Source organism: Azospirillum sp. NS33 (assembly GCF_059703765.1).
In genome coordinates, this window is the sequence record NZ_BAAKJB010000016.1 from 118,402 (window position 1) to 130,802 (window position 12,401).

Genomic DNA, 12,401 nt, shown 5'->3' on the forward strand with positions numbered 1-12,401 from the left:
GACCGGCGCTCACCGCGGGCGGGCGGCCAGCAGCAGGGCGCCGTGGCCGGGCAGGGTCCAGGGCCCGTTCTCGGCCAGCGGCGGCGTGCCGACGCCCCCGTAGGCCGGGTCCTCGCTCGACCACACCAGCGCCCAGCGGCGGCGGGCGGGGGGCGCCAGCAGCGGCTCGGGCATCGGCTCCAGCGGCAGGTCCAGGCCGAGGTTGACCAGCAGCAGGCGGTCGTCGTCGGCCGGCCCGAACACGCGCACCACGAAGGCCTGCTCCCCCAGGACCGCGCCGTCGCGGCCGCCGGTGCCGCGGGTGCGGAGGGCCGGGTCCTCGCGGCGCAGGCGCAGCAGGTCGCGGTGCATGTCCCAGACGGGCCGGTTGCGCTCGCGTTCGCCGTGGTCGAGCGCGCAGCGCCGGAAGGTCTCCGGGTCGCCGGGGGCGGTGCCATGGCATTGCGTCGCGGCGCGGCCCAGGCTGGGGAATTGCGCCAGGAAGGCGGCCCGCCCCTCGGCCACCCGGGCCGCCAGATCCGGCTCGTGGTCGGCGAAGTAGAGGAAGGGGGCCGAGGCCGCGAATTCCTGGCCCTGGAACAGCATGGGCGTGCCGGGGCCGAGCAGCAGCAACGCCGTCAACGCGCGCCAGCAGCCGGGGGCGGCCAGGGCGTGGCCGCGCTGGCCACCGCCGGAGTTGGCGATCTGGTCGTGGTTCTGCAGGAAACCGACGAACGCCGCGGGCGGCACCCCGCGGGTCGGCGTGCCGCGGGGCTGCGTCTGCCAGCGGTACCACTGGCCCTGGTAGAGGAATCCGTGCTTCAGCGCCGACACGAATTCCTGCGGCCGGCCGCGGTGGTCGCTGTAGTAGGCCTCGTTGCGGCCGGTCAGCGCGACCATGGCGCTGTGATGGAAATCGTCGTTCCACAGGGCGTCGAGGCCGCAGCCGCCGGCCGGGAAGGGGCGCAGCAGGGTGCCGTCCTGGGGCTCGTTCTCGCCGATCACCAGGGTGGCGCGGCCGGCCGCGGCCCGCGCCACGGCGCGGCGGATCTCCGCCAGGATGTGCGGCGTGGAACGGTCGACGATCTGCTGGGTGGCGTCCAGGCGCAGCCCGTCGAGGTGGAACTCCTCGATCCAGTAGGCGGCGTTGGCCAGGACGAACGCGCGCACCGGGCCGCTGTCGGGGCCGTCGAAGTTGACGGCGTCCCCCCATTCGTTGTCGTAGCGGTCGGTGGTGTAGGCGTCGGAGAAGCGGGGCAGAACGTTGCCGGCGGGGCCGAAGTGGTTGTAGACGACGTCGAGGATGACCGCCAGGCCGTGGCCGTGGGCGCGGTCGACGAACCGGCGCATGGCATCGGGGTCGCCGTAGAGCTGGGTCGGCGCGAACAGCCCGACCCCGTCGTAGCCCCACCCGAAGCGCCCGGGGAAGGCCGCCACCGGCATCACCTCCAGCACCGTGACGCCGAGGGCGGCGAGGGCGGGAAGCTGCTCCGCCGCGGCGTCCCAGGTGCCCTCCGGCATGAACGTCCCGATGTGCATTTCGTAGAGCACCGCCTCCTCGATGGTCCGGCCGAGCCAGGCCTGGTCGGTCCACGCGAAGCGGGTGGGGTCGACGACGGCGGACAGGCCGTGCGGCCCGTCGGGCTGGAAGCGCGATGCGGGATCGGGCAGCGGCGGGCCGGCGCCGTCGAGGCGGAAGCCGTAGCGCGTCCCGGGCTCCAGGCCGTCGACCACCGCGCAGGCATGGCCGTCGCCTTCCACCGTCAGCGGGACCGCCCGGCCGCCGGGCTCGACCACCAGATCCACCCGGCGCGCCTTCGGGGCCCACACCCGGACCAGGGCGCGGCCGCCGGGCAGCGGTTCGACGCCGACCGGATGGCGCCGGGCGGTGGCGATGACGGATCGGGAACTGGTCACGGTGCGCCCCCTCGGCCACGGACGGCCGGGCGGCCGTCGATCGTCCCACAACAGGGCGGCCGGCCGGAACATCCCGGGTGGGCGGCGGCGGGGAGCGGCCTGGGCGGCGCCCAGGCGGGGGCATCGGCGGCGGGCGATCGGCGGCCCGGGATCGCGGCGGGCGATCAGCGGCCCGGGATCGCGGCGGGCGATCAGCGCCCGCTGTCGAAGCGCGCCGCCTGCACGCGGTTCTGCACACCCAGCTTGCGGAAGACGTGGCAGAGGTGGGACTTCACGGTGACCTCGCTGACGTTGAGGCGGCGGGCGATCAGCTTGTTGGAAAGCCCCTCGCGCAGCAGGTCGAGGATCTCCCGCTCCCGGTTGGTCAGCCGCGGCTCGCCGTCGCCGCCGGTCCAGCGGATGCCGTCGCCGGGCGCGTCCTCGATCACCGTCGCCGGGACGTAGCGCTCGCCGGCGACGATGAGGCGCAGCGCCGACACCATGGCCTGGGCGCTCAGCCGCTTGGGGATGAAGCCGGCGACGCCCTGCGCGAGGGTGGCGAGGACGAACTTGCGGTCGGTCACCGACGACAGAACCGCGACGGCCAGGTCGGGATGGCGGCTGCGGATGGCGCGGATGCCGTCGGGAAGGTCCAAGCCCGGCAGCCGGAGGTCGAGGATGAGAAGAGCGACGCCGGGGACGCCGGCCAGGATCTCCAGCATGTCGCCGTAGCAGCCGGCCTCGTGGATGTCCACATCGCTGGCGATCTCCCGCAGGAAAGGGCGCAACCCGTCGCGAACCATGACGTGGTCGTCGGCCATCAACAAACGCACAGCACTCTCCTTTGCAGATGCGGAGCAAATGTTTGCGTAGGGAGTGTCGTCGAAGTGTTGATTTGCGTCAATTCCCCGGCGGTTTCTTTTTAAAGACAGCATATAATAGTCGCGGAGTATCTTTCTTATTTATTTGCGACACAATCGAAAGGCGGAGCGAAAGGCGGAGCGGTCGATCGGGTGTGGCGGTGGTCGCGTGGCCCCGATCGGCCAAAAGGCGCAGGCCGCCTCAATCCCTGGCAGGGCGCCGCGGTCGTGCGGGGGGGGGCGGCCGGTTGGCCAATGCCATGCTCCGCCCTGCCGGGCAGCCGGCGTCGGCAGGGGGGCGGCTGCGGGGTCCGGCGGCCATGGAATCCATAGCCGCCGTGTCGCGGGTTATTCGTAGTCGGCCCAGGTGACGCCGCGGTTGCGGTCGTAGGACAGCGAGATCTTGCTGACGGTGCAGAGGTCGAAGTTTTCCCACTCCGCGTCCTCTTCATCCTCGAACACGATGCGGAGATCCCACATGCAGGACTTTTCCTTGCGCGCGAAGGTGATGTTCGCCACCTCGCCGTTGTCGAGGACGTCCTGGCCGAGGACATCCTCCTCCCAGTCGTCGGCGTGGTTGGGGCTGACGTAGACCTCGTTGATGACGTAACCGGTGCGGTTGACCAATGTGAAATCCTGCTTGCCCTGGGCCAGCGCGCCGCCGGGGGCGGCGAGCATCAGCGACACCAGGGCGGTCGCTGCCAGGGTCTTCAGCATCGTCATGGACGTGATCTCCGATCGGGGTTGATCGTCGGGTGGCCGCGGGCTCGCGGTCATGGGCCGACCGGATCATGGTAGCGCCGGATAATCGACTCTATCCAGAGGGCATATGCAGGGCGGCGATGGCCCGGGCCACGGCGATCCACGCCTCCTCCGGATCGCTGCCGCGCAGCACCAGCAGCGGCGGCCAGACGCCGAGGCGGCTGCCCCGCCGCTGGTGCAGCAGGCGCTCCACCTCCTCGGGGGTCGGCAGCCGGTCGCCCTTGGCCTGGTTGCAGCGGCGGTGGGCCAGAACCACGTTGGCCGGCTCGTCGGCGCCGCCATAGGCCTGCGGGATCAGGTGGTCGAAGGTGGCCTGGCGGCCCACCGTCTCGCCGCAGTAGAAGCAGCGGCCGCCCTGGGCCACGTCCATCAGCCGCGCGGCGTCGCGGTCGACCGCCATGGCCGCGTCACTCCGTCCGTTCGACGCTGCCCCAGAGGTCGTGCTCGTCGGCGTGCTCGATGGTGACGTCGACGATGTCGCCGGGCTTCACCCCGGTCTCGCCGTTGAGGAAGACGCTGCCGTCGATCTCCGGCGCCTCGGCGTAGGAGCGGCCCACCGCGCCGTCCTCGTCCACCTCGTCGATCAGCACGCCCAGGGTCCAGCCGACGCGGCGCTGCAGGCGCGCCGCGCTGATCGCCGCCTGGGTCTCCATCAGCCGCTGGTAGCGCTCCCGCTTGACCTCCTCGGGGACGGCGCCCGGCAGGTCGTTGGCCTTGGCCCCGGCCACCGCCTCGTAGGGGAAGCAGCCGGCGCGGTCGAGCTGCGCCTCGCGCAGCCAGTCCAGCAGGAAGGCGAAGTCCTCCTCCGTCTCGCCGGGGAAGCCGACGATGAACGAGGAGCGCAGGGCCAGATGCTCGCACTCCCGGCGCCAGCGCTGGAGGCGCTCCAGGGTCTTCTCCTGGGCGGCCGGCCGGCGCATCGCCTTCAGCACGGTGGGCGAGGCGTGCTGGAAGGGGATGTCCAGGTAGGGCAGGATGCGCCCCTCGGCCATCAGCGGGATGACCTCGTCGACGTGCGGGTAGGGGTAGACGTAGTGCAGCCGCACCCACAGGTCGAAATTGGCCAGCTCGCGGCACAGCTCGGCGAAGCGGGTCTTGACCGTGCGGTCGTACCACGGCCGCTCCTGGTAGCGCAGGTCGAGGCCGTAGGCGCTGGTGTCCTGGGAGATCACCAGCAGCTCCTTGACACCGTTGGTGGCCAACTTCTCCGCCTCGCGCAGCACCCGGTCGATGGGCCGGCTCACCAGGTCGCCGCGCAGGTCGGGGATGATGCAGAAGCTGCAGCGGTTGTTGCAGCCTTCCGAGATCTTCAGGTAGGCGTAGTGGCGCGGCGTCAGCCGGATGCCCTGGGGGGGCACCAGGTCGAGGTAGGGATCGTGGGCGGGCGGCACCGCCTCGTGCACCGCGGCGACCACCGCCTCGTACTGGTGCGGCCCGGTGACCGAGAGCACGCCGGGGTGGACGTCGCGGATGGCGCCGGCGTCGCCGCCCATGCAGCCGGTGACGATCACCCGCCCGTTCTCCTTCAGCGCCTCGCCGATGGCGTCGAGGGATTCCTTCTTCGCGCTGTCGAGGAAGCCGCAGGTGTTGACGATCACCGCGTCGGCGCCCTGGTAGGTGCCGGAGATCTCGTAGCCCTCGGCGCGCAGGCGCGTGAGGATGCGCTCCGAATCGACGAGCGCCTTGGGGCAGCCGAGGCTGACGATGCCGACCTTCGGCGCGGCGCGGCCGACCGTGCGCGGATCGGTGACGGTCGGGAGCGTGGTGGGTTCGGGCGTGGTCATGGCGCGGATATATAGGCGAGGGGGGGCGGAGCGCCAGCCGAATCGCGCGGCCGCGGCCCACGGCGCCGCGTCACGCGCTCGGGTGGGCCGCGCCGGGCGCTGGACACCGGCCGCGGCGCCTGCTACCGTCGCATTTACGTTAGCGTCTATATGGTTCGGTGTGGAATGTCCAGCAGCGCCCCGCCCGACGGCGTCACGTCGGCCGGCACCGCCCCGTCCCGTGCGGTCGCCGAAGCCATCCTGCACATCGCGCACATCGTCGACAGCCTTGGCTATTCGCAGGGACTGAAGCCGTCGCAATGGACGGCGCTGCGCTATGTCGCCGCCGCCGAGCCGGCGCAGCGCACCGTCTCGGCGTTCGCCGACTATCACGCGACCACCCGCGGCGCCGCCTCCCAGACCGTGGAGGTGCTGGTGGGCAAGGGGCTGCTGACCCGCCAACCCGTGCCGGAGGACCGCCGGGTGGTCCGCCTCCACCTCACCGAGACGGCCGCCGCGTTGCTGGCGCACGACCCCCTGAAGGGGTTCGCCGGGGTGATCGACGCGCTGGCCCCCGACGAGCGGGCGACGCTGGCGACCCTGCTCGACCAGGTGCTGCTCCGGGTCATCGCGCTGCGCCCGGCGGCCTAGGGGCAGCGGGGGAGGCGGGCTTCGGGCGGTCGCGATCCGGCCGCACCGTGCCGCCGCTCGACCTTTTGACGGACACGGACCGACGCGCCCTGCGCCGCTGGCGACCCGCGTCCCACTACGGGGGCTGGAACGGGCCGGCGCGGCCCATTGATTTGTTCCCGCCGGGAAACAAAAGGCGGTGGAACCTCTGGAGCCTTCGCGACCATCCTCTCGGCCGCCGCCGGTTCGGGCGGGGCGGACCCTTCGGCAGGGAGACGGAACGTGAAGGTGAACAGCGTCGCGGAGCAGGATCGCCCGGAGCTCAGCGCAAAGGACGCGGAGACGGTCGGCAAGAGCTTCACCGAAGCGGTCGACAGGCTGACGGAGGGTGATGACGATTTCGCCGGCGCCCTGCGCGACGACGCCCTGTCGGACCTGCGCATCATCACCGGGAGCCAGGACGCGGCGGAGGAGCTCGCCCGGCCGATGGAGGCGGCCCGACTGCTGCGGCAGAACTGGGGCGAATGGGATCTTGGGACGTGCAACTTCGCCGACCCCGAGAGCATGAAGACCTGGGACTCCCTGCCCAAGGACGCCCAGGCCGTTCTGAAATTCGTCGCCAGCAGCGACAACCTCCGCCAGGCACTGGACGCCCCGGAACCCGGGGAAAAGGTGGACGGCAAGATCACCAAGAACAGCCTGGAGGAGTTCGCCAAGCAAGCGGCCGCGGATCTTCGTGCTGCGACCGACGCCTACATCCGCTTTCTCGACGCCAACCCCGGCGCCAACGATACCGCGATGGAGCAGGCGCGGTCCGCGGCGACCCTCGCCGCCAACCAGACCCTGATCGCCGCCTCGGGCGGTGCCATGGCCTATGGCGCCGACGATCAGCGCAAGAACAACCATGGCCTGCACCCCAGCAACCTCAAGGCCGTGGAGCAGGATGCGGCGCTGTCGGGGACGCTGCGGGATGCGGCGTCCTGGGCCCGCCGGAGCGACGTCAACAAGACGCTCGACACCGGCAGCGGCGGCGACGAGGACCGCGTCATCGGCCGCGAGGACATCACCGAGTGGCTGGCCAACCGGGAGCTCGGCGCGGCGGAGCGCAAGGCCCCCGGCGTCGATGCGGGGACGCCCGCCGAGCTGGGCGCGCGGTTCTCCGAGGCGGCGGCCCGGCTGGAGCGAAGCCGCAATCCGATGGACACCCTGATCAGCGAGTCCGTCCTGAAGGACGTCGAACGCTTTGCGGGCAGCGAGCAGGAGGCGGAGGAGCTGACCCGGCCGCTCCAGGCGGCGCGGCTGCTGCGCGAGAACTGGGGCGAGTGGGATCTCGACGGCTGCGACTTCACCGATCCCGAGAGCATGGAGAACTGGGACGAGCTGTCGGCCGACGCCAAGACCGTGCTGAGCTACGTGGCGCGCAGCGGCAACCTCCTCCAGGCCCTGGACGCACCGGAACCCAAGGAGAGGGTGGACGGCAAGATCACCAAGAACAGCCTGGAGGAGTTCGTCAAGCACACCTCCAAGGACATGAAGGCGGCGGGCGAGGCCTACGCCGCCTACGTCGAGAACAACCCCGACGCCGACGACAGCGCCAAGGCCATCGCCAGGTCCGCGGCCCTGCTCGCCGCCAACCAGACGCTGATCGCCGCCTCCGGCGGGGCGATGGCGCTGGATGCCGAGAACCAGCGAAAGAACAACCACGGCCTGCACCCCAACAACCTGGAGGCGGTCGGGAACGACGAGCTGCTGCCCGACTCCCTGCGCGACGCGGCGGCGCTGTGGCGCCAGCCGGGCATGACCGCCCTGGTCGACACCGCCAGCGAGGCGCCGGCCGTGGCCGACGCGGACCGCGTGGTGGGGCGCGAGGACATCACCACCTGGCTGGAGAACACCGAACTGTCGACCGACAGCGAGACCATCTCGCTGCTCGACATGGCGGCGACGCGGCAGTCGGTGGCGGGGGTGTCCACCAAGGACCTGACGGCGGACGTGCTGGAGCATCCGGAGGCGTACGACGGCGACGTCAAGGCGGCGGCGCTGATGCAGCTGCTGGACACCCAGGCCATGATGGCGTCCGGCAAGGACAGCACGCTGTGGGATGACCTGAAGCTCGACGCCAAGCACATCAATCCCAATTACGACAAGGTGTCGGCGCAGCTGTCGGAGGCGATCGCCATCCTTGCCGGCGACGCCGACGTCCAGACGTACCTTGCCGGCCAGCGGCAGAGTTCCCTGCGCGAGATCGTCTCCACCAACAGCGATCTGCAGAACGCCCTGACCGCCTACGCCGATCACGCCATGATCGACGGCACCGCCCTGAACGAGGCGCTGGCCATCACGGACGCCGATGGCAAGCCCGTGGCCACCGGCGACGCGCTGAAGCATTTCGTGAACCAGGCGGCCTCGGTGGACCTGGCGCTGGGCGGCGACGGCAACCCGGACCTGTCCATGGCCGCGAAGAACGCGGGCAAGCAGGACGAGATCAAGGCGTATTTCGACAAGGACCTGAAGAGCGGTGCCGCCTTGAAGGCGGCGCTGGAGGCCGGTGTCGACCCGCTGGACGCCATCCAGACCTTCGCCGCCGACGCGGCGGCGGCCCAGCGGGTGCTGGGCGACGCCGTCACCGACGAGGACCGGGCCGCCCTGCAGAAGAACCACGCCGCCATCGCCGAGCAGGCCCTTCTGGACCAGGTGGACGACGCCGATCTGGAGAGCCTGTTCGGCGACGGGGAGGGCGGCCTCGACGCCGGCAAGATCGAGCAGGCGTTCGACAACGCCGCCGCGATCGACCCGGGCCTCGCCACCACCGCCGACGGCGCGGCGATCTCCGGCGACCAGGTGGCCAAGGCGGTGCGCTCCGCTTTCGATTCCATGCGCAAGGGGGAGAAGGCGTCCGATGCCCTCAAGAAGTTCGACATCGGCGGCGGTGCCAGCGAGGCCTACAAGAGCGGCCTGCTGCACGCCGTCAGCACGGTGCTCACAGGCTCCTACCTCGCCACCAAGGCCGCCAACGGCAAGGGCACGGTCGTCGACGACATCACCCTGGCCGGGGCCGGCATCGCCATGGCCGGCACGCTGACGGAGGCCGGCACCAAGGTCGCCAAGTACTCGGGCGCCGTGGAGGACGGTCCGTTCCTGAAGAGGATCGAGAACGCGGGCAAGATCCTGGGCAACGTCGGTGGCGCGCTGCTCAGCTCCGTCAGCATCGTGTCGGGGGTCAACGCGTTCAAGAACGGCGACCCCCTGGCCGGGGCCTTCAATGTGACGAGCGGGGCGCTGGGCGGCCTCGCGGCGGTGTCGGGCATCGTCGAGGGGGCGCTGGGTCTCGCCGGCACCTTCGCCAGCGCAGCCACCGCGTCCACCCTGTCGACCGTGGCCGCCGGCTTCGGCGTCGCCGCCGGGGTGCTGGGGGCGGCGTCCTCGGGGGTCGGCGTGGTCGGCAGCCTGATCCTGTTCGGCATCGCCGACCACAAGAAGAACAAGGCCGAGGACGACTTCGTCGACACCCTGGCCGACACTCTGCGCCAGTACGGCATCACGGGCGGCGACCGCGTGCGGGGTGACTCCAAGGATCTGGACTTCTACGACGACGAGGCGGAGGCCCCGCTGATCGGCTCGTAGGCGGCGGACGGACCGGCGCGTCGGCCGCGGCGTGCCTCAGCGACCGTCCACCACGGCCCGCAGGGTGGCGACCGGGCGGACCGTGGCGACGCCGGGCAGCGCCAGGGCGGCGAGCCGGGCCGCCATGCCGGTGTCGCCGCCGTCGCGGTAGCGGTCGTGGCGGGCCAGGAGGTGGAGGGTCCGCGCGCCCGCCAGATCCTCCGGCGCGATCGCGCGCAACGCGACCTCGTAGACCTGCTGCACGCCGTGGTCGGTGATCAGCGCGCTCAGCGGCAGACGCGGCGTGCCGCCGGCGCCGGACGCGGGCGGGCGGGCCGGGCCGAGCCATTGCAGCGCGGTGCTGTGGACGCCGATGCGGCGCAGGCGCGCGCCGCCGGGCCTGACCACCAGGGCGGAGACCGTGACCAGCCCGTCGGCCAGCGCCGCCCGGTCGGCGGCGTTGTCGGCTCGGTAGGGCGGGATGACCAGGGCCACCACGGCCTCGTTCCCGCCCAGCGCCGCCTGCAGCCGGTCGAGGCCGGCAAGCGGCGGGGCGAGCGCCAGCGCCGCCCGCTGCGCCTCGGCGCGGGCGCGCAGGGCGTCCAGGGCGCCGCGGTCCCACCCCGCCACCGGCCCGGCGGCGGCGGCGGCCAGCGCCGCCTCGGTGCGCAGCAGGGCGTCGACCGCCGCCGCCCGGGCGGGCTCCGCGGCCGCGGGATCGGCGGGGTCGCCCCGCGGCAGCGCGGTGAGCTGGACCGCCAGGGCCGCGGCGTCGCCCGGTGCGGCGCCGTCTGCGCCGTCGGCGAGGGCGTCCAGCACGGCGAAGGCGAGGTCGAGCGGCGCCGTGCCGGGTGGGCCGGCGGCGGCCGCCCGGCGGCGGATGGCCGAGCGGTCGGCCTCGATGGCGAGCGCCTGGCGCGCGGCCTCGGCCGCCGCCGCGCCGTCGCCGGCGGCGATCAGCGCCCGCGCCAGCCCGCCCAGGGCGCGGCCGGTGGCCGGCGCCGTCGGCCCGTGAACCGCCGCGAGGATCGCCGCAGCGGCGCGGAACGATGGGGCCGCGTTCGGCGCGTCGCCGGTGCGGGACCGCACGCCGCCCAGGGTGTCGAGGGCCTCCGCCACCGCCGGGTGGCCGTCCCCGAGGCGATCCACGACCAGGGCGTGGCACAGCCGGGCCGCCGCGACCGCGGCCCGCGCGGAGGCGGGGTCGCCGCTGCGCGCGGCGCTGTCGGCGAGGGCTTCGGCCAGGCTGCGCAGCACCGGGGCCGGGGCGTGGAAGGCGGCCGGCGGCGGCCCGCCCAACGCCGCCTTCAGCCCGGCCAGGGTGGCGTCGGCGTTGAAGCGGAGCCGGCCGCCGCTGGCGAACCCGTCGAGCGTGCGGTGGCGCGGCGTGCGGTGGGCGAGGGCGCCGGCGGGCAGGCCGATCACCCCCTCGAAGACGGCCAGCGCCGCGAGATAGGCCTGGACGGCCTCCTCCGGCCGGCCCAGGCGGCGCTCGACGTCGCCGCGGTCGCGCCAGGCGTAGCCGACCAGGCCGTGCCGGGGGCCCAGCGCCGCCACCCGGATGGCCATGGCCTGCTCCAGCGCCGCATGGGCGGTGCCGGCCCGGCCGGCCGCCGCCGCCGCGTCGGCGAGAAAGGAGGCGGCGGTGGAGACGCGCAGGTCGTCCGGCCCGTGCCGGCGCATGAGCTGGACGCGCTGGCGGGCGAAGGCCGCCTCGGCCTCGGCGGCACGCCCGGCGGCGAGCAGGAAACGGCCCTGGGTGAACAGCAGCTCCGCCAGCTCGGCCGACGGCTCGCCGGCGGCCGCGGCCTCCGCCCCGGCCACCGCGCGGGCGATCGCCGCGGCGGCCTCCGGGATACGGTCGACCGCGGCGAGCGCCTCGAAGCGGGCCAGCGGGTCGGCGGCGGCGGCCGTGTCGCCGGCCACCGCGGCGGCCGGCCGGCCGGCGAGCAGCAGGACGACGGCGAGTGTCATCGCCGTCCGGCCGGCACCGTGACGTGCGGTTGCGGCTGCGGTGGTGAAGACGGCTGTCATCGGGAAGGCCTGACCTATGCCCTTGCGCGGGTGGGGGGCCAGTCTAGGGGACCCGTCCCCGCCGGCCAAGCGGCGGCCGCGGCGGAGCCGTCACCCCAGCGAGACGTCGAGGAACATCATCACCGCCAGCCCCACCATCAGGCCCGACGTGGCGAGGCTCTCGTGGCCCTTGCGGTGGGTTTCCGGGATGATCTCGTTGGAGATGACGAAGAGCATCGCCCCCGCCGCGAAGCCCAGCCCCCAGGGCAGCAGCGGCTGCGCCACCGTCACCACCCCGGCGCCGAGCAGCCCGCCCAGCGGCTCCACCAGCCCGGTTCCCAGCGCCAGGCCGGCCGCCACCAGCCGGCGGTAGCCCAGCGAGGCCAGGGCGGTGGCGACCGCCAGGCCTTCCGGCACGTTCTGCAGGCCGATCGCCAGCGCCAGGGCATGCCCCTCCTGGGCGCCGCCGCCGTAGGCGACGCCGACCGCCAGCCCCTCCGGCGCGTTGTGCAGGGTGATGGCGATCACGAACAGCCAGATCCGCCGCACCCGGGCGGAGGCCGCCTGCCCGTTGGGGCCGGAGATGAAATGCTCGTGCGGCGCGTAGCGGTTGACGAGGCCGAGCACCAGCCCCCCCAGCAGCACCGCCACCACCACGATGGCCGCCGCGGCGGTGCCGCCATGGCCCTGGCCACGGGCGGCCTCGAGCCCCGGCAGGATCAGCGAGAAGAAGGACGCCGCCAGCATCACCCCGGCGGCGAACCCCAGCAGCGTGTCCTGGAGGCGTTGCGAGAGGTCGCGGACCACCAGGACCGGCAGGGCGCCCAGCCCGGTCGCCGCGCCCGCCGCGGCGCTGCCCGCCAGCCCCATCCACACCGTGTCCCACGCCATGCCC

Annotated in this window: 9 protein-coding genes; 2 read left to right on the forward strand and 7 right to left on the reverse strand. The window is 73.3% G+C overall.

Annotated elements, in window-relative coordinates; translation table 11 throughout:
• Positions 1-9 precede the first annotated feature (9 nt).
• From treZ to rimO, 5 genes are all read right to left on the reverse strand, one after another.
• Complete coding sequence (gene treZ, locus AC6H2I_RS15675; RefSeq protein WP_497501601.1) at positions 10-1,896, reverse strand: malto-oligosyltrehalose trehalohydrolase; 1,887 nt, start codon at positions 1,894-1,896, stop codon at positions 10-12.
• Between the two features lie 191 nt (positions 1,897-2,087).
• On the reverse strand, positions 2,088-2,708 hold the full coding sequence (locus tag AC6H2I_RS15680) for a LuxR C-terminal-related transcriptional regulator (RefSeq protein WP_497501602.1): 621 nt from the start codon (positions 2,706-2,708) through the stop codon (positions 2,088-2,090).
• 375 nt (positions 2,709-3,083) lie between these two features.
• Positions 3,084-3,458: a hypothetical protein gene (locus AC6H2I_RS15685; protein WP_497501603.1), complete on the reverse strand. Its 375-nt coding sequence runs from the start codon at positions 3,456-3,458 to the stop codon at positions 3,084-3,086.
• A gap of 91 nt (positions 3,459-3,549) precedes the next feature.
• Positions 3,550-3,897 carry an HNH endonuclease gene (locus AC6H2I_RS15690; protein ID WP_497501604.1) on the reverse strand — a complete coding sequence of 116 codons (348 nt, stop codon included), beginning with the start codon at positions 3,895-3,897 and terminating at the stop codon, positions 3,550-3,552.
• A 7-nt stretch (positions 3,898-3,904) separates the two neighbouring features.
• Positions 3,905-5,281, reverse strand: a complete 1,377-nt coding sequence (gene rimO, locus AC6H2I_RS15695) for a 30S ribosomal protein S12 methylthiotransferase RimO (RefSeq protein WP_497501605.1) — start codon at positions 5,279-5,281, stop codon at positions 3,905-3,907.
• A 165-nt stretch (positions 5,282-5,446) separates the two neighbouring features.
• Between rimO and AC6H2I_RS15700 the strand changes: the two genes are divergently transcribed.
• Both AC6H2I_RS15700 and AC6H2I_RS15705 read left to right on the forward strand, forming a co-directional pair.
• Positions 5,447-5,911, forward strand: a complete 465-nt coding sequence (locus AC6H2I_RS15700) for a MarR family winged helix-turn-helix transcriptional regulator (protein WP_497501606.1) — start codon at positions 5,447-5,449, stop codon at positions 5,909-5,911.
• 261 nt (positions 5,912-6,172) lie between these two features.
• Entirely contained in the window at positions 6,173-9,514 is a 3,342-nt protein-coding gene (locus AC6H2I_RS15705; RefSeq protein ID WP_497501607.1) for a type III effector HrpK domain-containing protein, read from the forward strand.
• Between the two features lie 36 nt (positions 9,515-9,550).
• Here the strand turns inward: AC6H2I_RS15705 and AC6H2I_RS15710 are convergent, their stop codons facing one another.
• Entirely contained in the window at positions 9,551-11,467 is a 1,917-nt protein-coding gene (locus AC6H2I_RS15710; protein WP_497501608.1) for a tetratricopeptide repeat protein, read from the reverse strand.
• 150 nt (positions 11,468-11,617) lie between these two features.
• Entirely contained in the window at positions 11,618-12,397 is a 780-nt protein-coding gene (locus AC6H2I_RS15715; RefSeq protein ID WP_497501609.1) for a ZIP family metal transporter, read from the reverse strand.
• Between the last annotated feature and the right edge of the window lie 4 nt (positions 12,398-12,401).

Bases quoted from the DNA above. Each gene is read 5' to 3' on its own strand.
- AC6H2I_RS15700 (WP_497501606.1), top strand. From the start codon at position 5,447: ATGTCCAGCAGCGCCCCGCCCGACGGCGTCACGTCGGCCGGCACCGCC.
- AC6H2I_RS15685 (WP_497501603.1), bottom strand. From the start codon at position 3,458: ATGACGATGCTGAAGACCCTGGCAGCGACCGCCCTGGTGTCGCTGATG.
- AC6H2I_RS15690 (WP_497501604.1), bottom strand. From the start codon at position 3,897: ATGGCGGTCGACCGCGACGCCGCGCGGCTGATGGACGTGGCCCAGGGC.
- rimO (WP_497501605.1), bottom strand. From the start codon at position 5,281: ATGACCACGCCCGAACCCACCACGCTCCCGACCGTCACCGATCCGCGC.
- AC6H2I_RS15710 (WP_497501608.1), bottom strand. From the start codon at position 11,467: ATGACACTCGCCGTCGTCCTGCTGCTCGCCGGCCGGCCGGCCGCCGCG.
- AC6H2I_RS15715 (WP_497501609.1), bottom strand. From the start codon at position 12,397: ATGGCGTGGGACACGGTGTGGATGGGGCTGGCGGGCAGCGCCGCGGCG.